General features: G+C 64.1%; 27 protein-coding genes and 2 tRNA genes. 14 read left to right on the plus strand and 15 right to left on the minus strand.

Annotated features, from left to right (window positions below; all coding sequences use genetic code 11):
- Nucleotides 1-60: 60 nt before the first annotated feature.
- The 4 genes from Q0844_RS05095 (at nucleotide 61) to Q0844_RS05110 (ending at nucleotide 3,237) form a co-directional block, all read left to right on the plus strand.
- Nucleotides 61-744 carry a lipase family protein gene (locus Q0844_RS05095; RefSeq protein WP_299042762.1) on the plus strand — a complete coding sequence of 228 codons (684 nt, stop codon included), beginning with the start codon at nucleotides 61-63 and terminating at the stop codon, nucleotides 742-744.
- A 23-nt stretch (nucleotides 745-767) separates the two neighbouring features.
- On the plus strand, nucleotides 768-1,493 hold the full coding sequence (locus tag Q0844_RS05100) for a phosphotransferase (RefSeq protein WP_299042763.1): 726 nt from the start codon (nucleotides 768-770) through the stop codon (nucleotides 1,491-1,493).
- Between the two features lie 28 nt (nucleotides 1,494-1,521).
- A complete protein-coding gene (locus Q0844_RS05105) occupies nucleotides 1,522-1,995 on the plus strand; it encodes a YqhA family protein (RefSeq protein WP_299042765.1) in 474 nt (157 codons plus the stop codon).
- An 84-nt stretch (nucleotides 1,996-2,079) separates the two neighbouring features.
- Nucleotides 2,080-3,237 (plus strand): MFS transporter, encoded by a 1,158-nt coding sequence (locus tag Q0844_RS05110; protein WP_299042767.1) that lies wholly within the window; start codon nucleotides 2,080-2,082, stop codon nucleotides 3,235-3,237.
- On the opposite strand, the gene Q0844_RS05115 is transcribed toward Q0844_RS05110, so the two are convergent.
- Nucleotides 3,222-3,572, minus strand: a complete 351-nt coding sequence (locus Q0844_RS05115) for a nuclear transport factor 2 family protein (RefSeq protein ID WP_299042769.1) — start codon at nucleotides 3,570-3,572, stop codon at nucleotides 3,222-3,224. The two genes, Q0844_RS05110 and Q0844_RS05115, sit on opposite strands and share 16 nt — an antisense overlap.
- Before the next feature lie 71 nt (nucleotides 3,573-3,643).
- Here Q0844_RS05115 and Q0844_RS05120 point away from each other — a divergent pair, with 71 nt between their 5' ends.
- Complete coding sequence (locus tag Q0844_RS05120; RefSeq protein ID WP_299042771.1) at nucleotides 3,644-4,036, plus strand: VOC family protein; 393 nt, start codon at nucleotides 3,644-3,646, stop codon at nucleotides 4,034-4,036.
- On the opposite strand, the gene Q0844_RS05125 is transcribed toward Q0844_RS05120, so the two are convergent.
- Nucleotides 4,033-4,926 carry a YHYH protein gene (locus tag Q0844_RS05125; RefSeq protein ID WP_299042773.1) on the minus strand — a complete coding sequence of 298 codons (894 nt, stop codon included), beginning with the start codon at nucleotides 4,924-4,926 and terminating at the stop codon, nucleotides 4,033-4,035. The two genes, Q0844_RS05120 and Q0844_RS05125, sit on opposite strands and share 4 nt — an antisense overlap.
- 26 nt (nucleotides 4,927-4,952) lie before the next feature.
- Nucleotides 4,953-5,327, minus strand: a complete 375-nt coding sequence (locus tag Q0844_RS05130) for a hypothetical protein (RefSeq protein ID WP_299042775.1) — start codon at nucleotides 5,325-5,327, stop codon at nucleotides 4,953-4,955.
- A gap of 119 nt (nucleotides 5,328-5,446) precedes the next feature.
- On the opposite strand from Q0844_RS05130, the gene Q0844_RS05135 reads away from it, so the two are divergent.
- From Q0844_RS05135 to Q0844_RS05145, 3 genes are all read left to right on the plus strand, one after another.
- Nucleotides 5,447-5,521: transfer RNA gene (locus tag Q0844_RS05135), tRNA-Gly, on the plus strand.
- A 351-nt stretch (nucleotides 5,522-5,872) separates the two neighbouring features.
- Complete coding sequence (locus Q0844_RS05140) at nucleotides 5,873-6,661, plus strand: MBL fold metallo-hydrolase (RefSeq protein ID WP_299042777.1); 789 nt, start codon at nucleotides 5,873-5,875, stop codon at nucleotides 6,659-6,661.
- A 171-nt stretch (nucleotides 6,662-6,832) separates the two neighbouring features.
- Nucleotides 6,833-7,732: an AraC family transcriptional regulator gene (locus tag Q0844_RS05145; RefSeq protein WP_299042779.1), complete on the plus strand. Its 900-nt coding sequence runs from the start codon at nucleotides 6,833-6,835 to the stop codon at nucleotides 7,730-7,732.
- Here Q0844_RS05145 and Q0844_RS05150 read toward each other — a convergent pair.
- A complete protein-coding gene (locus Q0844_RS05150) occupies nucleotides 7,729-7,968 on the minus strand; it encodes an Lrp/AsnC ligand binding domain-containing protein (protein WP_299042781.1) in 240 nt (79 codons plus the stop codon). The two genes, Q0844_RS05145 and Q0844_RS05150, sit on opposite strands and share 4 nt — an antisense overlap.
- A gap of 143 nt (nucleotides 7,969-8,111) precedes the next feature.
- Here Q0844_RS05150 and hisB point away from each other — a divergent pair, with 143 nt between their 5' ends.
- Together hisB and hisH are read left to right on the plus strand one after the other, a co-directional pair.
- Nucleotides 8,112-8,699, plus strand: a complete 588-nt coding sequence (gene hisB / locus Q0844_RS05155) for an imidazoleglycerol-phosphate dehydratase HisB (protein WP_299042783.1) — start codon at nucleotides 8,112-8,114, stop codon at nucleotides 8,697-8,699.
- Nucleotides 8,696-9,334: an imidazole glycerol phosphate synthase subunit HisH gene (gene hisH, locus Q0844_RS05160; protein WP_299042785.1), complete on the plus strand. Its 639-nt coding sequence runs from the start codon at nucleotides 8,696-8,698 to the stop codon at nucleotides 9,332-9,334. Before hisB ends, hisH begins: the two co-directional genes overlap by 4 nt.
- A gap of 226 nt (nucleotides 9,335-9,560) precedes the next feature.
- Here hisH and Q0844_RS05165 read toward each other — a convergent pair whose 3' ends face one another.
- Complete coding sequence (locus tag Q0844_RS05165) at nucleotides 9,561-9,869, minus strand: phosphoribosyl-ATP diphosphatase (RefSeq protein WP_299042787.1); 309 nt, start codon at nucleotides 9,867-9,869, stop codon at nucleotides 9,561-9,563.
- Nucleotides 9,866-10,627 carry an imidazole glycerol phosphate synthase subunit HisF gene (gene hisF, locus Q0844_RS05170; RefSeq protein WP_299042789.1) on the minus strand — a complete coding sequence of 254 codons (762 nt, stop codon included), beginning with the start codon at nucleotides 10,625-10,627 and terminating at the stop codon, nucleotides 9,866-9,868. The genes Q0844_RS05165 and hisF overlap by 4 nt, the downstream gene beginning before the upstream one ends.
- A 397-nt stretch (nucleotides 10,628-11,024) precedes the next feature.
- On the opposite strand from hisF, the gene Q0844_RS05175 reads away from it, so the two are divergent.
- Complete coding sequence (locus Q0844_RS05175) at nucleotides 11,025-11,465, plus strand: DUF302 domain-containing protein (RefSeq protein ID WP_299042790.1); 441 nt, start codon at nucleotides 11,025-11,027, stop codon at nucleotides 11,463-11,465.
- Between the two features lie 3 nt (nucleotides 11,466-11,468).
- Here the strand turns inward: Q0844_RS05175 and Q0844_RS05180 are convergent, their stop codons facing one another.
- Nucleotides 11,469-11,756 carry a hypothetical protein gene (locus Q0844_RS05180; RefSeq protein WP_299042792.1) on the minus strand — a complete coding sequence of 96 codons (288 nt, stop codon included), beginning with the start codon at nucleotides 11,754-11,756 and terminating at the stop codon, nucleotides 11,469-11,471.
- A complete protein-coding gene (gene hisA, locus Q0844_RS05185; protein WP_299042794.1) occupies nucleotides 11,753-12,469 on the minus strand; it encodes a 1-(5-phosphoribosyl)-5-[(5-phosphoribosylamino)methylideneamino]imidazole-4-carboxamide isomerase in 717 nt (238 codons plus the stop codon). Before hisA ends, Q0844_RS05180 begins: the two co-directional genes overlap by 4 nt.
- 131 nt (nucleotides 12,470-12,600) lie before the next feature.
- Between hisA and Q0844_RS05190 the strand changes: the two genes are divergently transcribed.
- Both Q0844_RS05190 and Q0844_RS05195 read left to right on the plus strand, forming a co-directional pair.
- Nucleotides 12,601-12,978, plus strand: coding sequence for a DUF2147 domain-containing protein (locus Q0844_RS05190; RefSeq protein WP_299042796.1), 378 nt, complete (start codon nucleotides 12,601-12,603; stop codon nucleotides 12,976-12,978).
- 124 nt (nucleotides 12,979-13,102) lie between these two features.
- Nucleotides 13,103-13,504, plus strand: a complete 402-nt coding sequence (locus Q0844_RS05195) for a DUF2147 domain-containing protein (protein WP_299042797.1) — start codon at nucleotides 13,103-13,105, stop codon at nucleotides 13,502-13,504.
- 6 nt (nucleotides 13,505-13,510) lie between these two features.
- Here Q0844_RS05195 and Q0844_RS05200 read toward each other — a convergent pair whose 3' ends face one another.
- The 3 genes from Q0844_RS05200 to rlmB form a co-directional block, all read right to left on the minus strand.
- The gene (locus Q0844_RS05200) at nucleotides 13,511-13,984 is read right to left on the minus strand and encodes a CoA-binding protein (protein WP_299042799.1); all 474 of its coding nucleotides are present in this window, start codon (nucleotides 13,982-13,984) and stop codon (nucleotides 13,511-13,513) included.
- A gap of 210 nt (nucleotides 13,985-14,194) precedes the next feature.
- Nucleotides 14,195-14,431: a hypothetical protein gene (locus tag Q0844_RS05205; protein WP_366522977.1), complete on the minus strand. Its 237-nt coding sequence runs from the start codon at nucleotides 14,429-14,431 to the stop codon at nucleotides 14,195-14,197.
- A gap of 66 nt (nucleotides 14,432-14,497) precedes the next feature.
- Nucleotides 14,498-15,274: a 23S rRNA (guanosine(2251)-2'-O)-methyltransferase RlmB gene (gene rlmB, locus Q0844_RS05210; RefSeq protein WP_299042801.1), complete on the minus strand. Its 777-nt coding sequence runs from the start codon at nucleotides 15,272-15,274 to the stop codon at nucleotides 14,498-14,500.
- A 108-nt stretch (nucleotides 15,275-15,382) separates the two neighbouring features.
- Between rlmB and Q0844_RS05215 the strand changes: the two genes are divergently transcribed.
- Nucleotides 15,383-15,466: transfer RNA gene (locus tag Q0844_RS05215), tRNA-Tyr, on the plus strand.
- 249 nt (nucleotides 15,467-15,715) lie between these two features.
- Here the strand turns inward: Q0844_RS05215 and Q0844_RS05220 are convergent.
- The 4 genes from Q0844_RS05220 to pufB form a co-directional block, all read right to left on the minus strand.
- On the minus strand, nucleotides 15,716-16,309 hold the full coding sequence (locus Q0844_RS05220) for a hypothetical protein (protein WP_299042803.1): 594 nt from the start codon (nucleotides 16,307-16,309) through the stop codon (nucleotides 15,716-15,718).
- A complete protein-coding gene (locus tag Q0844_RS05225; RefSeq protein ID WP_299042805.1) occupies nucleotides 16,306-17,826 on the minus strand; it encodes a PucC family protein in 1,521 nt (506 codons plus the stop codon). Before Q0844_RS05225 ends, Q0844_RS05220 begins: the two co-directional genes overlap by 4 nt.
- A gap of 77 nt (nucleotides 17,827-17,903) precedes the next feature.
- Entirely contained in the window at nucleotides 17,904-18,242 is a 339-nt protein-coding gene (locus tag Q0844_RS05230; RefSeq protein ID WP_299042806.1) for a light-harvesting protein, read from the minus strand.
- A gap of 12 nt (nucleotides 18,243-18,254) precedes the next feature.
- Nucleotides 18,255-18,410 (minus strand): light-harvesting antenna LH1, beta subunit, encoded by a 156-nt coding sequence (pufB, locus tag Q0844_RS05235; protein ID WP_299042808.1) that lies wholly within the window; start codon nucleotides 18,408-18,410, stop codon nucleotides 18,255-18,257.
- Nucleotides 18,411-18,722: the final 312 nt, after the last annotated feature.

Here is an 18,722-nt window from a genome sequence, read left to right on the forward strand (position 1 = left end):
GACCGACCATGCCAGACTTCGGGCATGGTCCCGGATAGTGTCTTGTCCAATGCGCTCCCGATGGCGCAACTGTCTGCCTCCGTTTATCGGCTCAAGGGCTGCGTGAACGTCAAGGGCGTCTTTCCCGACGCGCTGGACAGCAGGACATTCGAATTTGCGCGGTTTCGCGTTCGGTTCGTCTTTGTCGAACTCGAAGACAGGTACGTCGTGTGTTTCCGAGGCTCGATCCTGCGCAGGGCAAGCTGGAAACTGAACGTCAGCACGAAGCTTGCAAAGATACCTTTCGGCATCGGCTCTCGCATGCACTCAGGCTATATGCGTCAGGCGTTGCGGGCCTATCACGCTTTGAAAGGGCGCCTTGGACGGGACAAGCCCGTCATTCTCGCAGGCCACAGCCAAGGGGGCGCGCTGGCCCTGTGCCTGGCAACGCATCTGGTACGCTATCAGCATCGCACAGACATTGCCGTGATGTCGTTCGGTCAACCAAAGGTCGGTGACGCGGGCTATTGCCGATATCTCGACCTCTACCGCCCGATCGAGGTCCAGAGGTTCGTAAATCTGGGCGATGGCGTCGCGTTGTGCCCACCCGTGGCGTTTGGGTACCAACACTGTGAAATGCCCCGGTATTTGCTGGGCAACCGCACCGCCACGGACAGCGCGCGGTTCCGGTTTGGCGCCATGCGAACGCTGAGGAAGCATCCCGTTGCCCTCTATGTTCAAAACCTCGAAGCGCCAACGCCTTAGGGATCGGGCAAAGCGTTTTGACCGTGCAACCGCCACCACTCTCCGCTTGGGCGCTTGATGCCACGCCCCTCCCCCTGCCCGGCGGACACCGCAACACTGTGCTGCGCGTGGGCGACCACGTTCTGAAGACAACGCGCCGGTCCGAGGCCGGCATCTCGTGGCTCCTGCCGGTCTTTGATCTGCTGCAACAGCACGGCCTCCGTGCCCCGCGCCCGCTCCGCAGCGCCCATGGCACGCTGATCGTGGACGGCTGGACATGCGAGCCCTTCGTCACGGGCACCCCGTGCGACCCGGCCCATGTGCGCGCAATCTGGCCACACGTCAGCCGCTCCACGCGGCAGATCCGGCAACGGCCCGGTTTCTCTGCCGCACGGGCGCTGTGTCATGTGCCGCGCGGCGGTGACATCGACCTGACCCGCCTGCCTGCCCCGCTGGCGCGCGCGATCCGCCAAGCATGGCACGCGCTGCCACCCGAACCGTCCGGCGCCGTGCATGGCGACCTCACCCCATCCAACCTGATCCGATCGGGTAACCGGATCGCCGTCATCGACTGGGACGAGGCGCGGATGGATCACCCCGCCTTTGACCGCGTGGCACTGGGCACCGGAACGGAAACCGAACGGCACGCGGCAGCGGCTTGGGAAATCGCCTGCTCGTGGCACATCGAACCGGATCACGCCCGCGCATTGGTCAAACCGTTTCTCGCACACCACAGGCGCATCAGAAAACCGGCCCGCCCCTCTTGTTGAACGGCACAGGCTCGCGCACAACACCGACATGTTAAGCAAAACCCTCGGCACCAGCCGCTTCATGATCGTTCTGGCCGTCCTCGGCTCGCTGCTCGCGGCAGCGACCCTGCTGATCTACGGCCTTCTCGAAACCGGCCAACTGATCTGGGCCACCATCGAAAGCGGCGAGGTGTCGCGCAAGGGGGCCAAGGCGCTGGCGCTCGAGTTCATCGAGATCGTGGACCTGTTCCTTTTGGGCACCGTGTTCTACATCATCGCGCTGGGTCTGTACGAATTGTTCATCAGCGCCGAGATCGACGTGCCCGGCTGGCTGTCGATCAAAACGCTCGATGACCTGAAGAACAAGCTGATCGCCGTGGTCATCGTCGTGCTGGGTGTGCTGTTTCTGGGCCAGGTCGTCGGCTGGGACGGCGAAACGGACCTGTTGGGCTATGGCGCCTCCTGTGCGCTGGTGATTGCGGCGCTCACCTACTTCCTGTCGACCAAGACGGGGTCCAAATAAGCCGCCACGCACAAGTGTTTGCAGACTGAAACAACCGGTCTCACCGCCCTTGCAAAGCTCACATGCTGCGGAAAGGGTGCGCGCATGACCACCCTTCCCTCCAGCCGCGCCACATGGTTGGCCGTTTCCGCCATGTTCGTGCTGAACGGCGCGCTCTACGGCATGTGGGCCTCGCGTATCCCCGCCGCGGCCCGGCTGCACGCGCTGGACGAGGCCGATCTGGGGCTTCTCCTGCTGCTGCTTGCAGGCGGGGCCATCGCCGCGTTTCCGCTGGCCGGGCGCTGTGCCGACAGGTTCGGCGCGGCCCCCGTCACGCTGGCCATCGCCGTGGCCTATGCGGGCGCGCTCTGCCTCATCGGACTTGCGCCTACGGTTCTGCTGCTCGCCCTTGCGCTGTTTTTCTTCGGGGCCACCCACGGGGCCATGGACGTTGCCATGAACACCTGGGCGGGCGAGGCTGAAACACATATCGCGCGGCCGGTCATGTCGTCCTTCCATGCCATGTTCAGCCTGGGCGCAGGGCTCGGGGCCGCCTCGGGCTACGGGGCCGAGCGGCTCGGCATCGGCATCGCGCCGCATTTCCTTGTCGGATCGCTGGGCATCCTGGTGATCACCGTCGCGCTTGCCCGTATCCCGTGGTCCGCGCCAGACCGGACATCGGTCGACGGCACACCGCTGTTTCCGATCCCACGCGGCCCGCTGATTGCCGTGGGCCTGATCGCGTTCTGCTCGTCCATGGGCGAAGGGGCCATGGTGGATTGGAGCGCGCTGTACCTCGTTGACATCGCGCAGGTGGATGCCGCCAACGCCGCACTCGGCTATACCGTCTTTTCCATTGCCATGGTGATCACCCGCCTTCTGGGGGACCAGGTCACACACAGGGTGGGACCGGTGCGCACCGCGCGGATCGCCGGCGGTTTCGCGACGGCCGGCACTCTGTGCGCCGTGGTCTTTGCCAGCTACGGCATGGCGCTTCTGGGCTTTGCGCTCATGGGCGTGGGCTATGCCGTGATCATGCCGCTGGCATTCTCGCGGGCGGCCCGCGACCCGCACCTGCCGCCCGGCACCGCCATCGCAAGCGTGGCGACGCTGGGCTATGGCGGTCTTTTGCTGGGGCCACCGATCATCGGGTTTGTCGCCCATGCCACGTCACTGCGGCTGGGCTTTGGCGTGCTGGCGGCGCTGGCCGCATTGATCGTCGTGCTGGCCTACGCCGTGCGCCGCCCTCACCCCTTGTTATAGTAGAAGACCTCGCGGACGACCTTGCCGTCCTTCCACGTCTGAAAGGCGACCTGACGCTGGATGAACCGCGGACCACCTTTCGGCTCCATGTCGAATTCCCACTCGACAGCGGCCTCATCGCCATCCACCGCGACACGGCCCACCCTGGCGCCGTGAAAGGTGACATTGGCGACGAACTGCTCTTCGAAGGCGCGGTTGGCGTCCTTGCCAACGCGGTCCTCGACCCCGTTCTCGCTCATCACCACATCATCGGCATAATAGGCCTCGAAGGTTTCGAGGATCTCACCCCGCAGGGTGCCGTCAATCACGGCTTGTACGTCGTCACGAATGGACATCTGGTGTCTCCTTGGTTAGCTGAGCGTCAGATAGGGCGCGCCCGTAACGCACACATCAGCAATAAATCCGCATGAAAGGTGCAAATTTGCACATACAATGCTTCTCCATCCTCGTGCCGGACTATGACCAGGGTCTTTCATATTTCTGTGGTGTCCTTGGGTTCGAACGGGTTGCGGATATCGACCAGGGACGCAAGCGCTGGGTCGAAGTGCGCGCGCCCGGCGCGCAGACCTCCATCGTTCTGGCCCGCGCCGACACGCCCGAACAGGTCGCTGCCATCGGTGCACAAGGCGGCGGCCGGGTCTGGCTGTTCCTGCATACCGATGATTTCGCGGCAGACCACGCCCGGCTCACAGCCAACGGTGTGACATTCGAAGAGGCACCGCGCACGGAACCCTACGGCACTGTCGCGGTGTTTCGCGATCCGTTCGGAAACCGCTGGGACCTGATCCAGCGGACCTAGCGACGCTTGGCGAACCCCCGGCCCACGGCACCTTTCAGGCAACGCGGGATCACCGGATAGGTGTCCGTCAGAATGTAGGCATAGGTGCCCTGTCGAAATTCTGCCGTCGTGATACGTGCCCCGTTGCAGACGTCCAGCATGCCCGCCCCCGCCACAAACGCATAGTCCTGCATGAACGCGCCATCATACCGGCCGCCCGGTTGTGCCCCGCCCGGGCGCTGACCCGGCTTCAACCGATACGAAGACGTCATGCGGACAACCTTGCCATCCACCTCTGCCGTCAGGGCGTAAATGGGAAACCCGTCCGCCGCAAAACCGATCAGGGGCGACGCTTCGTTTGCCGACCAGCCCAGTTGCTGCATCAGACCCACGGGCAGGCCATGATAGTGATAGGCGCCAGACGGCTGAACATGGGCGTAATTGGCATCCAGACCCAGCGGCACCGCCCCGCCCAGCGCGTTATAGGTCCAGCCCGAGCGCGGATCGCCCTGCCAGAACTCGGCGGCGTTGGGATCAAAGGGTACACCGTTCACGGCCACGCCAAAGGACGCGCCGCGCGGCAGATCGCGGACCTGCCCGGCAGTTGGCCGCGCGGGCATTTCGAACCGGTAGGACTGCGCCGACACGCGGTGCGGGTTGCCGCGATTGGGAAAGGTCCCGATGGCGTGACCGGGCATCCCGTTCGAGGTGATGATGCGTGTGCCTCCGCGCACCTGCATGGACACCTGTGCCCCGCGCACGAACTGCCTTGCTGAACCCGGCGACACGGGCGCGGCATCGGTGGCGGTGTGCGCCCGCAATCGGGGCTGCGCGTCGCCGGATGCAACGCACCCGACAACGATGGACCCGGCCAGAACGAAAGACTTGATGGTTGAAACGGTAATGGGCATGACACTTCTCCTTGTTGCCAGGCCGTTCAAAACCCGGGGATGACGGTCACCGCCCCCTGCCCGGCCACCCCGAAATCCAGCATCAGCGTGAAGATCGACGGCGGCCCACCGGCAAAGGTCAACCGGGCGGACACCGCCACATCCTGCGCAAATCCGATAGACACCGGACCGTCAAAGCGGACATCCGCGCCCGGCGCCCACACATCGCTCAGCACCAGCGGCGCACCCAGCCCCGTGACAACCAGATCGACCTCAAGGGCGCGCCCCGCCCCTGCGGCTCGTTCAACCCGGGCGATCATGTCCGGGCCGTGGGGCCCGTCATGGGCCGCACCGGGCCATGCCACCAGACAGGCACAGACACCGGCCAGCGCAGCGCAGAATGGACGTATGAAACGGCTCATGATCCTGTAACGGAACAGGCCCGGGTTTCTGTCGCGATCCTCCAAATTTTTTGCAATCACGCCGTTTTTCCTCTTGCAGGGCACGCCCGGTATAAGTATCTCACGCCTCACCCAAGGAAGCGGGCGTAGCTCAGGGGTAGAGCATAACCTTGCCAAGGTTAGGGTCGGGCGTTCGAATCGCCTCGCCCGCTCCAACATTCTCCCACACGGGAGCACGAAAAAAAGACCGCCAGCGCTGGCGGTCTTTTTTTGTTTCTTCTCAAACACTCGCAGCAATTGACAAAACAGACGCAGGATTGTGAAAGATCGGGATCGGCGCCGTGTCTAGCCTGATTGACAGTTACCAACCTCACCGCGTCCCCCCCGAGGCTTGGATAACGCACTCAGATGTCCGGAAGGTCGAAATGCTGCTTGAACCCCAAATGTCGCACCCGGTGTCCCGCCGAAGCTTTGGCTTCGGACTTGGCGCGACAGCCTTGGCACTGACTGTCCCCCAAGGCGCCAGTTCGGCATCTCCAAACCGCCTTCGTATCGGCGACATCTCCGTGACCGCTCTGTCCGACGGTCACTTCGACCTGCCTCCGGCTGCATTCTCCCCGCAGCCGGAGGCGACCTCACCCCAGATGCAATATGTCGGGGCCAACGCGTGGCTGATCGAAACCGGAACCCGGCGCATGCTGGTTGACACCGGGTCGGGCAGCACCCTGCGCGGCAAGTATCCCGACACCGGCCACCTGCCCATGGCGCTGGCCCGGGCAGGCGTGATGCCGGACCAGATCACCGATATCCTGATCACCCACATGCACGCCGATCACATCGGTGGCCTGATGCACGGGGGGGCCGCGCGCTACCCCAACGCGATGCTGCATGTGTGCGAGGTCGAGTGGCGCTATTGGGCCGCCCCCGAACGGGCGCAACGGGTGGCCCCGGCCCAGCGCCCGCTGGCAAACCTGATTGCAGGGCTGATGGACCAGATGGCCTACCGGATCGCCGTGCACAATCCCAACGGCGACATCGGCCAGGGCATCTGGCTCGAGGCCGCCCCCGGGCACACGCCCGGACACCAGATCGTGCATGTGTCGTCCGGCACCGACAGCCTGCTGTTGCTGGGCGACGTGCTGATCTCGGGCCCGCTCCAATTTGCGCAGCCCGACATCCACTATGTGCTGGACAGCGACCCGGCACAGGCGGCCGCCACGCGCAGCGCGCTGTTTGACCGGATCGCGACAGATGATCTGGCCTTTGCGGCGACACACCTCCTCCATGGCGGGCCACACCGGCTGACGGCGCGCGCCGGCACGGGCTACCGCGCCGAAGAAATGCACGCGATCTGACCGCTGGCAGAAACAGTGCAAAATCCTGAAAGATAGTGTAAACAAAGGTTGACATATTGTTGGCTAACGGTTGCCCCACGCCCCGCTCGGACCAACCTTCACAACGAGGCCTCTGTCTTGCACGCGCATTCCTGTCTCCCCCAATCGACGACCGATCATGCCTACGACCGCATGTACGGGTCGCTCTACGCGAACTTCCCCCAGGTGGCGCGGCCCATCGGGACGCCCAGGTTCTCCATGATCAAGGTGCACCAGGATGCCCACGCCACGACGGACCCGGCGGTGCCGCAACTGGTGCTGCGGTCGCTGTCGCGCAGCGCGATGACGCACAACACGGTCGATTGCGGCGAAGGTGTCAAATCCCTCTCGACCGTGCCGGGCGGCTTTTACGTGGCCCCCGCCAATGCGATCGCGGATTGGCAAAGCGACGGCGCCCACGACATCTCCCTGTTGGCCATCCCCGAGGATTACGTGTCCAAACTCCTGCCTGCCCCCCCCTCTGCCACATCGACAAACCCACTCACGCCCATGCTGAACACACAACTCGTGGACCCCGCCCTCGACCACCTGATGGAACAGATCTGGGAGGCCAGCGTCGAAGACAACCGCGGCAACGCGCTCCAGGTCGACGGCATGCTGCTCTGCATCATCGGACGGCTCGTGGCGCACGCCGATGCCCGGTCAAAGGCCCAGAACAAGGCAACAGCGGCCAAGCCGCTGGACCCCGCGCGGCTGAAGCGGGTGATCGACTATATCGACGCGCGCCTGGACGAGGTGATCGCTATGCCGGATCTGGCGCGCGTGGCGTGCCTCTCGCAACACCACTTCGCCCGCGTGTTCCGGGCCGCCACGAACATGTCGCCGCACGCCTATGTCACGCACCGGCGCATCGAACGGGCACAGCACCTGCTGATCCGCACCGACACGCCACTGGTCCAGGTCGCGCTGATGTGTGGCTTTGGCACGCAGGCGCATTTTTCGACCGTGTTCAAAAAACATATCGGCGTCCCGCCCAAACGGTTCCGGATAGAACACAGTGGTCAGCGCAGGCTTGCGGCCGCGGCGGGCTAGAACACCTTGAACGTCATGGTGGTCAGCGACCGCTCGATCCCGTCGATGTCCAGCAGTTCGTCATTGATGTATTTGCCCACGTCCTGCCCCTCGGGGATATAGACCTTCATCATCAGGTCATAGTCACCCGAGGTCGAATACAGCTCGGAATGGATTTCGCGCAGCGCGATCTCTTCGGCGACCTTGTAGGTCGATCCGGGACGACAGCGGATCTGGATAAAGACGCAGGTGGTCATGGCGTGGCCTTTGCACAGCAGGAAGCGTGCCTCCGTAGTGGCACGTCTGCACAGGTCCCTGCAAGCGCTGCGGCACGCCCCTTGGCGCGGCGTACCCACCCGCCTATAGAGGCGCTCAACCACCCCTTTGCAGGAGGCGCGGCATGCGCAGCAGCACCCTCACCCGCACCACGGCGGAAACCGACATCTCGGTCACGCTCGACCTGGACGGCACCGGTCAATACGACAATGACACCGGCGTGGGCTTTTTCGACCACATGCTGGACCAGCTGGCACGCCACGCCCTGATCGACATGAAGGTGCGCTGCAAGGGCGACCTGCACATTGACGACCACCACACGGTCGAGGACGTGGGCATCGCCATCGGCCAGGCCCTGACCAGGGCGGTGGGCGACAAGACGGGCATCCGGCGCTACGGCGCGTGCCTGTTGCCCATGGACGACGCGCTGGTGCGCACGGCGCTTGACCTGTCGGGCCGCCCGTTCCTCGTGTGGAACGTGGACCTGCCCACACCCAAGATCGGCACATTCGATACGGAACTCGTGCGCGAGTTTTTCCAGGCCCTGTCGACCCATGGCGGCATCACGTTGCACGTGGACATGCTGCACGGGCTCAACAGCCACCACATTGCCGAGGCGGTGTTCAAATCCGTGGCACGGGCCCTGCGCACGGCACTCGAGGTTGATCCCCGCACAGCGGACGCCATCCCCTCGACCAAGGGCAGCCTATGAGCCTGACGGTTCTGATCGACTACGAAAGCGGCAACCTGCATTCGGCGGAAAAGGCGTTCGAACGCATGGCGCGCGAGGCGGACGCGGGCACCGTGGTGGTGACCTCGGACGCCGATGTCGTGGCGCGGGCCGACCGCATCGTGCTGCCCGGTGACGGGGCGTTCCCGGCCTGCGCCGCTGCCCTAGCCGCCTCTGGCGTTCAGGACGCGCTGATCGAGGCAGTCGAGGTCAGGGGCCGCCCCTTCCTCGGCATCTGCGTCGGCATGCAATTGATGGCGTCCCGGGGCCGCGAATATGCCGACACGCCCGGCCTCGGCTGGGTGGATGGCGAGGTGGTGCAGATCACGCCGTCCGATGCGACGCTGAAAGTCCCGCATATGGGCTGGAACGACCTGGTGCTGAATGCGGCGCATCCCGTCTTTGACGGCGTGGCGTCCGGCGATCACACCTATTTCGTGCATTCCTACCACTTCCAGGTGGCCGATCCGGCCCTGCGTCTGGCCCATGTGGACTACGGTGGCGATGTCACCGCCGTCGTGGGCCGCGACACCATGCTGGGGATGCAGTTCCACCCGGAAAAAAGCCAGGATGTGGGTCTGCGCATGATCCGCAATTTCCTGACCTGGGCGCCCTGACGGACAGGGCAAGGGGGCCCCGTCGCCGCGTGGCGGCAAGGCGCATTTCAAAGCGCCGCCTGCCGTTGTCGGGCAGTGTGCCATTCGCGTGGTTAAAATTGCCGAAACGCAGCGTGCGCCGCGCAAGCCCCTGACGACGCTTGCAAATCACAGATGCACTAAGAAACGGTTGGCCCATCGAACAGGCTGTCCCCGCGGGGACAAACCCCTGTCCCCACGGGGACAGCTACGTCCGCGCCGCCTTTTCAGCGATGCCGGAGGTGCCCTGACGGCGCGCCAGTTCCGCCATCACGTCCGACAGATCCACGTCCCGAGCAGCCAGCATCACCAGCAGGTGATACAGCACATCCGCCGCCTCTGATGTCAGCGCATCCTTGTCGTTCTTCACTGCCTCGATGATGGCCTCCACGGCCTCTTCCCCGAACTTCTCGGCGCATTTCTCCGGCCCCTTGGCCAGCAACTTGGCCGTCCATGAACTGTCGGGGTCCGCACCCTTGCGCGCCTCGATCGTGGCAAAAAGATCATCCAGGGTCATGTCAGCCTCATCGGGATACCTGCCGCAGCCATATGGGCCTTGGCCTGGGCAATGGTGAAATCCCCAAAGTGGAAGATCGACGCCGCAAGCACGGCGGATGCCCCCCCTTCGGTCACGCCGTCGACCAGGTGATCCAGCGTGCCGACGCCCCCGCTTGCGATGACGGGAACCGAGACAGCATCCGAAATGGCGCGCGTCAGCGGCAGGTTGAACCCGGCCCGCGTGCCGTCGCGGTCCATGGAGGTCAGCAGGATCTCTCCCGCCCCTTTCGCCGCCGCCGTCCGGGCAAACTCCACCGCGTCGATGCCCGTGGGCTTGCGCCCGCCATGGGTGAAGATGTCCCAGCGCCCCGGCGCGACCGTCTTGGCGTCGATGGCGCAGACGATGCACTGGCTGCCGAACTGATCCGCCGCGCGGGCCAGCACATCCGGGTCCGCGACCGCCGCCGAGTTGAACGACACCTTGTCGGCGCCTGCCAGCAGCAACGCGCGCACATCCGCAACCGTTCGCACACCCCCACCCACTGTCAGCGGGATAAAGCACTGCTCGGCCGTGCGCCGCACCAGATCGAACATGGTGCCCCGGTTTTCGTGGGTCGCGTGGATGTCCAGAAAACACAGCTCGTCCGCGCCGGCCGCATCATAGGCGCGCGCCGCCTCGACCGGGTCGCCGGCGTCAATCAGGTCGACGAAATTCACGCCCTTGACCACACGGCCATCAGCGACATCGAGACAGGGGATGATGCGCGTTTTCAACATGCGGCTCTGGTAGCGTGGATTGAGGGACGGGGAAAGGGGCTCCGCCCTTGGACCGGAGGTCGAGTTCATTATTATCAGGGGGCTCTGCCCTTCGACCAGAGGTCGAGTTCATTATCAGGGGGCTCCGCCCTTCGACCAGAGGTCGAGTTCATTATCAGGGGGCTCCGCCCTTCGACCAGAGGTCGGGTTCATTATTGGGGGGCTCTGCCCTTCGACCAGAGGTCGAGTTCATTATTATTGGGGGGCTCTGCCCCCAGGGCCTGCGGCCCCTCCCCCGGCATATTGTCTTGAACAATGAAGGGGAAGTTTGCCTATCACGGAAAGGTGCATGGCGTATGGTCGCCTGTGTGTCAGGTTTGGACTATTGCAAAACGGGAGACGCAAGATGCGGATTTTGATGGCTCTGATGACGAGCGTATTTTTGGCGGGAACAGCAATGGCAGGTGACAACGGGATCATCCGCAAGGAGGCCGCGGGCAGCGTGGTTGAGACGATGGACAAGTTGCAGGCCGCCCTTGAGGGCGCGGGCCTGACCATCTTTGCGCGCGTCGATCATGGCGCGGGCGCTCAGGGCGTGGGCGAAGATATCGGGGCGTCGCAGCTCTTGATCTTCGGCAACCCGAAACTGGGTACCCAGGCCATGCTGGACGACCGGACGGCGGCCCTGTTCCTGCCGATGAAGGTGGCCGTCTACGAGAACGAGAGCGGCGCGACCGTGATCGCCTACGAGGCGCCTGCCGAGATGCTGGGCCAGCTGGGCGGGATCGCGACGGATGCGGCCTATGTCCAGACCATGACCGGCGCGCTTGGCAAGTTTACGGACGGGGCCGCGCAATAGCGCCTAGCCGCGCCGCCATGCGATCAGGTCGCGCAGCGCGCACAGTGCCAGCGCCAAAAGGATCACGGCCCCAGCGGGGACCGTGATCAGCAAGAGCCAACCCATGACCCCCATGGCGTAGAGCGTGCCGCCCCAATCGACGCCGCCGATCACGCAAGGGGTCACGAACCCTTCGTGCAGGGTGCAATCGTAGGCATGTGCCACGGTTCCGGCGATGGCTGCGCTGACAAGGGGGGCGGCGCAGATCAGCAGGGCTGCGACCAGGCCTGCGTATTGCGCCCGGCGCGTCATGCCAGCGCGCGCAACGCCGCCTGAAGGTCGATGGCCCCGTCATAAAGCGCGCGGCCCGAGATGGCGCCCGAAATGACCTGGGTGTCCTTCAGCGCCTTGAGGTCTTCGAGAGACGATACGCCGCCGCTTGCGATGACGGGGATGCGGACCGCTTGCGCCAGCGCCCGGGTGGCGGGAATATTTGGCCCGCCCATGGCCCCGTCGCGGTTGATGTCGGTGTAGATGATCGCGGCCACGCCTGCGTCCTCGAACGACTTGGCAAGGTCGGTCGCGTCCACATCCGTTTCCGTGGCCCATCCCTTGGTCGCCACCTTGCCGCCGCGCGCATCGATGCCCACGGCCACGCAGCCGGGAAAGGCGCGCGCCGCGTCGCGCACGAGGTCGGGATTTTCCACCGCGACGGTGCCCAGGATGACCCGCGCGAGGCCCTTGGACAGCCACATCTCGATCGTGGCCATGTCGCGGATGCCGCCGCCCAACTGGGCCGGGACGTCGCATTGGGACAGGATCGCCTCGACCGGGGCGGCGTTGACCGGCGTGCCCGCAAAGGCGCCGTTGAGGTCCACCAGGTGCAACCAGGTGCAGCCGGCATCCACGAAGGCGCGGGCCTGTGCCGCTGGGTCTTCATTAAAGACCGTGACCTTCTCCATATCCCCGTGGACCAGCCGCACGGCTTGCCCGTCTTTGAGGTCGATGGCGGGATAAAGGATCATGGTACCGGACCTTTCACTGTCAGATCGCGTCGTCGCACGGTCCCGTGAGATTCGCAACGCGACCCAAGGTCATTCTTGCCAGAAGGCGCCCCGATGGCTCACAGTCCGGCCCATTACGGAGGAGACCACTCATGAAACATCTTATCGCGGCCGCATGCCTGACTGTCGTTGGCGCAGGAATGGCGCTGGCCGAACCCGTGGCCGGCACGTGGAAAACCGAAACCGGCGATGGCGGCGGGTACCTGCATGTCACCATCGCGCCCTGCGGATCGAATATCTGCGGCACAATCGCCAAGGTTTTCAACAGCGACGACACATCGTCCGAAGGCAAGCCGATCATCTGGGACATGAAGGCCAAGGGCAACGGCACCTATTCCGGCGGCAAGATCTGGGCCCCCGATGTCGACAAGACCTACCGGTCCAAGATGTCGCTGAACGGCAATGCGCTAAAAGTGTCGGGCTGTGTCGGCCCGATCTGCCGCGGGCAGACCTGGACGCGCGTGAACTGACCTGCCGATCAGGGCGGGATGAACACAGGCCCTGCGGCACTGCAGGGCCTGTTTTCGTTTTGGCGCGCGTACCGATCACGCAAACGCGATGCAACTGTCGGCCGCGTCCGTGCGTTTGTCCTGCATGACCTACTGCATCAAAACACCGCTTTCCGTCCTGACCGTCGCCATTTCCCTGATCGGGGCAAGTACGGCCATGGCCAACCCAACGGGTCTGTGGATGACAGAACCGGACCGCAAGGGCCAGACCGCCCATGTGCGTGCCCAACCCTGTGACAACGGGTTTTGCGGCACGATTGTCGACGTTTTCGGCCCGAACGGCCAGGCCGTCGATGCACCGACCATCGGCACCCGCGTGTTCTGGAACATGACGCCCGAGGGGGGCGGCACCTATGAAGGCCAGGCCTATGTCCCGGCGCATGATCGCAGCTATCGCGCGGAGATGGAATTGACGGGCAACCGCATGGAAGTGTCCGGGTGCCTGGGCCCGATCTGCCAATCGCAGACCTGGACGCGTGTTCAATAGCGCCCGCTACAGTTTGGACGAGATGATGCCGGTGTTGAACCCGCCCATCCGCAGCTCTCCGAACAGGCGCTGATATTCGATCTTGGGGCAGCGGTTCTGGATCACGGTCAGCCCGGCGGCGCGCGCCATTTGCGCGGCACCGTCATGTTCGACGCCGATTTGCATCCAGATGGTCCTGAGCGTGGGGATCTGCGCCATGGCCGTCTCCACGATCTCGGGTACGGCATCGGAGCGGCGGAAAATGTCGACCATGTCGACCGGGGCATCGATATCGTCGAACCCCGCGACGATCCGGCGCCCGAACAACATGTCCCCCGCATAGACCGGGTTGACCGGGATCACCGTATACCCCTTGAGCGACAGGTACCGCGCCACATAGTAGCTGGGCCGCACCGGATTGGTGGACACGCCCACAACCGCGATGGTCTTGGCGTTGGTCAGCACCTGTTTGAGGTGCGCATCTGTGTAGGATTCCGTCATACGCACCAGCTAGACAAAAAATCGCCCCGATCGCAAAGCGAAAGGGGCGAAAAGGTGCGGAACGAGGGACAGTGAATTAACCTGCAGGAGTTCCAAGCCTGCGGTTCACTTCTACAGATATGGTGGTCTGCTCACTGAAAAAGACCCTCTCGCAAACCTGTGAACGAACCCTTAATCGCGGCATTTGATCGGGTTGGGCGCACGCCTGTGTCAGTCAAAGATATCCTCAATGATATCAAAGGCGTCCTCGAACATGTCCTTCCAGCGCGACGTGCGTTTCTGGAATTTTTTCCGGGCGGATTTTGGCTGGCGCGGGCTTTGGATGGCCGATGGGCGCACCAGGTCGCGGTCGCCGGCCTGTTTTTTCTTCGGCAGCATCTTGAGGTCGTGCAGGGGCGCGCCGCACGTGGAACAGGCCAGTTCATGCCGGTCGCGCCCGCGCAGCACAAGCGCGGCGCGCGTGCCGCAATAGCAGCATGTGGCGATTTTCGTGGGGTGGGCGATGATCGCCTCCTATCCGTGGTCCTTGGAGGCATATAAGGCGATTGCCGCTGCATTTGAGACGTTGAGCGAGCCAAACCCGCCCGCCGCGTCGATTTTGACCAACGCATCGCAGGTTTCACGGGTTTTCTGGCGCAGACCGGGTCCTTCGGCCCCCAGCACCAGCGCGACGGCGCGGTCCTTTTGACCGTGCAGCGTGCTTTCGATCGTGTGCTCTGCCGCGCCGTCCAGCCCCAGCACGATGTACCCCATGCCCTGCAAGTCCACGATCGCATCCGCGAGGTTGCGGACGCGGATGTAGGGTTGCCGTTCCAGCGCGCCCGAGGCGGTCTTTGCAAGCGCGCCCGTTTCGGGGGCGGCATGGTGGCGCGTGCCAATGACGGCGGACGCGCCCAGCACTTCGGCAGAGCGCAGGATCGCGCCCACATTGTGCGGGTCGGTGACGCGGTCCAGAAGGATCAGCCGGGGCGCATCCGCCCCGATCGCGACATCCGCAAGGCTGCCCCAATCGAGCGGCTTGACCTCGAGCGCGGCGCCCTGGTGGACCGAACCGGGATCAATGGGCGGGTTGAACCTGCGCGGGTCGATCACATCAGCGGCGATGCCCGCGGTTTCGATCGCGTCCGCCAGTTTGTTCCGGGCGTTCAGCGTCACCATCAGCTGCAATTTCTCGCGGGCCGGGTTCAACAGCGCATCGCGCACCGCGTGCAGGCCAAAGAGCCAGACGGTTGTGGCGGCATCGGCCTTTTTCGCCTGCTCTTTCGCGACGACCCATTTGGGCTTTTTCATCTTGCGTCCCTTTGGTGGTGCGGGGGGATTTTGTGCCTTGACCCCTGATATGCGTCCCGGTAATCACGCGCTCACGCCACCCGGGCCTGAAGGTCCTAATGGCGTAGTGGGCGACAGGCCGCAAGGTGTGGCAGGGGACTGTAACTCCCTCGCGGAGACGCACGCCTGGTTCGATTCCAGGGTCGCCCACCATTTCTCTTTTCCGCGCATCCGCAAGATCGAACGGATTGGTCCGTCGCGTCGCACGGGGCTGAAAGACGCGCGCAGGGCGGCCCCTCTCGCGCATCGGCGGTGCCGATACGCTGCCGGAACTACGCGCGCCGCCGAAGGCGGCACGCTGGTACGGATGGGCTTGATTGACGTTACAACTTGCATCCGCACTCGCGCATCGGCATTTGCCGATACGCTGCCGGGGCGACGCGCGCCGCCCAAGGCGGCACGCTAGAAGGGGTTGTACAGCATCCGTTTGCCGCCCGAGATCACCGATGTGCCCGACTTGCGCGACTTCAGCAGCGGGAAAGGCAATATTTTTTGCGACATGAATGTCGTGCCGGACCAGGCCGAATTGCGCGGCTTCGGGTCCGACAGCAGCTTCCAGTGCAGCGCGCGCGATACCAGGTCGCGGTTGGCATTGGCGCGTGGGTTCATGTCGCTGGACAGGAACCGCGGGTGATGCGTCATCACGCTGAGGCCGATGAACAGGTCGCGGTCCATCTGTTCCGAGATGTGGCGGTTTTCCTCTGTCCCCGGCACGCGGGTCGAGGTGACGCTGTCTGCGGCCGTCATGGCGGCGCGGGCGGCACCGAACGGAGTGACCGGGGCGCGGACAACCATGAGGGCCATGTCACCTGACAATGCCCCGGCAAAGGCGTTGGCCGATGCCTCGTCCACGCGCGCCTCCATCAAGGTCTCGGCGCTGGTGCCTGCGGGAAACACATCCATCGTGTCCTCTGGAAATCCCTTCGATTGAAGGGTTGAGGTGATGCGCTTGGCGGTTGCGTCATCGGCGTAGAGCCGGGTGATTACGGTGGTCATTGTGCTGGTCGTCCTTCCGGTCGCTTGGGTTCGCGCCGGAGATGTCCGGCCGTTGGGTGCGCACTGTGGAACAACAGGCCCTCCGATGTCCCTTGGGACACAGGATAGCGTGAAGCGTCTGAATTTCGAGCCCGCGCGACGATGACCGGCAAGATGACGGCCAGCGCGGCGCAGAGGATAAGAATTTCCGATGAGAAAACAGCGAGATAGGGCGTAGCGCTGTCTGCGTCCTGCAGGGAGCGGACCAGGTCACGCACCACACCGCCAAAGGCGACCCCTGCCCCGGCCGCGGTGGCCTGTACCGCCCCCCACGCGCCAAGGGCCAGCCCCGTGCGGGACCGGGGCGCGGTCGACAATGTCGCCGTCAGCGTGCCGTGACCGAAAAGCCCCGCGCCCAGCCCCGTCAGGAAGACGCCGGTCACGAACAGGACCTGCGCATCGGACCATGCGGCCAGAATGATGGCGCCAAAGCCCGGAATGCCGGCGGCGAGCCCCAGACCCGCCACCGGCCACGGCCCTGTGCCGCGCGACATGGTGCGCGCGGCATAGCCGAAGCCAAGCAATGTGCCCAAGGCAAGCGTGGCTGTCAGCCGCGTCGTGTCGGCCACGGACAGGTGCAGGATCTGCCCGCCATAGGGTTCAAGCACGACATCGGCCATGCCGAATGCAAAAGTGCCCAAGGCGATGAGAACCAGCAGCCGCATGACCTGTGCCTGGGCGATGAAGTCGCGCCACGCGTCCGAGAAGCTGGGGCTTGGGGCAGGCACGTGCCCTTCGGGCGTGCGCACCCGCGCCTCTTGCTTCCACAGCGCGATGCCGTTCAGCAGGACCGTCAGGACGGCAACGCCCTGGATGCACTGGATCAGGCGGCCCGGCGTGTAGTTTTCCAGGATCAGGCCAAAGACCAGCGCCGACAGGACCATGCCAAACAGCAACATGACATACATCAGGCCCACGACCTTGGGGTGGTCCTGTTCCGGGACCAGATCGGTGGCCAGCGCCAGCCCCACGGTCTGCACGATATGCAGGCCCGCCCCCACCAGCAAAAAGGCCAGCCCGGCAGATGCAAGGCCAACCCAGCGCGGCGCATCCGCCGCCTCCTGGTAGCCGGAGAGGACCAGCAGCGCGAAGGGCATGATGGCAAAGCCGCCAAATTGCAGCAGCGTGCCACGATAGATGTAGGGAAAGCGTTTGAGGCCCAGCGCCGAGTGATGGGTATCGGACTTGTACCCCACCAGCGCGCGCAGCGGTGCAAAGAGCACCGGCAGCGAAATCATCAGGGCCACCAGGCTGGCCGGGACATTCAATTCGACGATCATGACGCGGTTGAGGGTGCCCACCAGCAGCACCAATGCCATGCCCACCGTGACCTGAAACAGGGACAGGCGCAGCAGCCGTGACAGCGGCACCGTTTCGGTCGCAACATCTGCAAAGGGCAGATATCGCGGCGCGAGGCGCGACAGCTTGTTCAAGGCAAAGGCGTGGTATTTGAACATCGCGTCAGGGGGCCGTCGCATGGACGGCATCCAAAAAGGAAGGGATCAGCCGATGCGGGAAACCGCACCGGCCCAAGAGCGCACTGTATATAGCCCCGTTACTTTTCGGGGAGGAGGTGCGTTGCCCGCGCCTCTTGATCGGGTTTGAGCGTGGCCAGGGCCGTGCTGCCATCCGGCATTTCGACCATGATGACTTGGGCGCCATCATCGGTCGTTCCGGTCAGGTACGACGCCTTCTGGATCGCCTTGTCGGTCGATGCGTCAAGCGCCGCAGTCGCGCCCGAGCCCAGCTCTTGTCCCGACAGGAAGTCGGACACCCAGGTCGTGTTGCTTAGAACCGCAACATGTACCGCGAAAGAACCGACCGCGACGGCGCTGAGAAACAGCGGAACGCCAACGGTTGGCTTCACGACAAGCCACATTTTCGAGTTGTTCATGACGTGTCCCCCTTACCCGAGCCAGGGCGTTGTGATCGCCACCAGGATGTGAGCAAGAAGGGCAATCACGCCGAAAACGCGCGTGCCGTCAATGAGATAGCTGTGGACTTCCTCAGCTTCTCTCAGGGTCAGGCCGGTTGGCCATACCTTATCAGGATCATCAGACATCAAGTGCCTCCATGTCGATGGCCGTTACTTCCAATTCAACGCCAAAGATCATGAATTCATGTGTTCGAGCGCTCTTGCTGGCGGGGTCCCAACGGCCAAGGAGGAACCCAGCCAGTGTCAATGTGTCACACTAAACTGACACAATCAATGTACTGATTGCGTTACACCTCGCGCAATCGACCCCGGATTTGCCCCCAAGACCATGGGCAACACCACCAGTGCTATCCGTATGTTTGCAGAAAATTGCGCCTTTTTCGGCGGTTAGCCTTCGGCAGCATGTGCCCGGGCCGATGCGGGCGACAGGTGACATTT

This window comes from uncultured Tateyamaria sp. (genome assembly GCF_947503465.1).
GTDB lineage: Bacteria > Pseudomonadota > Alphaproteobacteria > Rhodobacterales > Rhodobacteraceae > Tateyamaria.

Excerpts from the sequence above, each read along its gene's own strand:
- Q0844_RS05145 (WP_299042779.1), top strand. The coding sequence starts at position 6,833 with ATGTACGGGTCGCTCTACGCGAACTTCCCCCAGGTGGCGCGGCCCATC.
- Q0844_RS05180 (WP_299042792.1), bottom strand. The coding sequence starts at position 11,756 with ATGACGCGCCGGGCGCAATACGCAGGCCTGGTCGCAGCCCTGCTGATC.
- Q0844_RS05220 (WP_299042803.1), bottom strand. The coding sequence starts at position 16,309 with ATGACCACCGTAATCACCCGGCTCTACGCCGATGACGCAACCGCCAAG.
- Q0844_RS05190 (WP_299042796.1), top strand. The coding sequence starts at position 12,601 with ATGAAACATCTTATCGCGGCCGCATGCCTGACTGTCGTTGGCGCAGGA.
- Q0844_RS05150 (WP_299042781.1), bottom strand. The coding sequence starts at position 7,968 with ATGACCACCTGCGTCTTTATCCAGATCCGCTGTCGTCCCGGATCGACC.
- Q0844_RS05120 (WP_299042771.1), top strand. The coding sequence starts at position 3,644 with ATGAAAGGTGCAAATTTGCACATACAATGCTTCTCCATCCTCGTGCCG.
- pufB (WP_299042808.1), bottom strand. The coding sequence starts at position 18,410 with ATGTCTGATGATCCTGATAAGGTATGGCCAACCGGCCTGACCCTGAGA.
- Q0844_RS05195 (WP_299042797.1), top strand. The coding sequence starts at position 13,103 with ATGACCTACTGCATCAAAACACCGCTTTCCGTCCTGACCGTCGCCATT.
- Q0844_RS05115 (WP_299042769.1), bottom strand. The coding sequence starts at position 3,572 with ATGTCCATTCGTGACGACGTACAAGCCGTGATTGACGGCACCCTGCGG.
- Q0844_RS05105 (WP_299042765.1), top strand. The coding sequence starts at position 1,522 with ATGTTAAGCAAAACCCTCGGCACCAGCCGCTTCATGATCGTTCTGGCC.
- Q0844_RS05125 (WP_299042773.1), bottom strand. The coding sequence starts at position 4,926 with ATGCCCATTACCGTTTCAACCATCAAGTCTTTCGTTCTGGCCGGGTCC.
- hisH (WP_299042785.1), top strand. The coding sequence starts at position 8,696 with ATGAGCCTGACGGTTCTGATCGACTACGAAAGCGGCAACCTGCATTCG.
- hisB (WP_299042783.1), top strand. The coding sequence starts at position 8,112 with ATGCGCAGCAGCACCCTCACCCGCACCACGGCGGAAACCGACATCTCG.
- Q0844_RS05225 (WP_299042805.1), bottom strand. The coding sequence starts at position 17,826 with ATGCGACGGCCCCCTGACGCGATGTTCAAATACCACGCCTTTGCCTTG.
- rlmB (WP_299042801.1), bottom strand. The coding sequence starts at position 15,274 with ATGAAAAAGCCCAAATGGGTCGTCGCGAAAGAGCAGGCGAAAAAGGCC.
- Q0844_RS05175 (WP_299042790.1), top strand. The coding sequence starts at position 11,025 with ATGGCTCTGATGACGAGCGTATTTTTGGCGGGAACAGCAATGGCAGGT.
- Q0844_RS05110 (WP_299042767.1), top strand. The coding sequence starts at position 2,080 with ATGACCACCCTTCCCTCCAGCCGCGCCACATGGTTGGCCGTTTCCGCC.
- hisF (WP_299042789.1), bottom strand. The coding sequence starts at position 10,627 with ATGTTGAAAACGCGCATCATCCCCTGTCTCGATGTCGCTGATGGCCGT.
- Q0844_RS05200 (WP_299042799.1), bottom strand. The coding sequence starts at position 13,984 with ATGACGGAATCCTACACAGATGCGCACCTCAAACAGGTGCTGACCAAC.
- Q0844_RS05095 (WP_299042762.1), top strand. The coding sequence starts at position 61 with ATGGCGCAACTGTCTGCCTCCGTTTATCGGCTCAAGGGCTGCGTGAAC.
- Q0844_RS05165 (WP_299042787.1), bottom strand. The coding sequence starts at position 9,869 with ATGACCCTGGATGATCTTTTTGCCACGATCGAGGCGCGCAAGGGTGCG.
- Q0844_RS05230 (WP_299042806.1), bottom strand. The coding sequence starts at position 18,242 with ATGAACAACTCGAAAATGTGGCTTGTCGTGAAGCCAACCGTTGGCGTT.
- hisA (WP_299042794.1), bottom strand. The coding sequence starts at position 12,469 with ATGATCCTTTATCCCGCCATCGACCTCAAAGACGGGCAAGCCGTGCGG.
- Q0844_RS05130 (WP_299042775.1), bottom strand. The coding sequence starts at position 5,327 with ATGAGCCGTTTCATACGTCCATTCTGCGCTGCGCTGGCCGGTGTCTGT.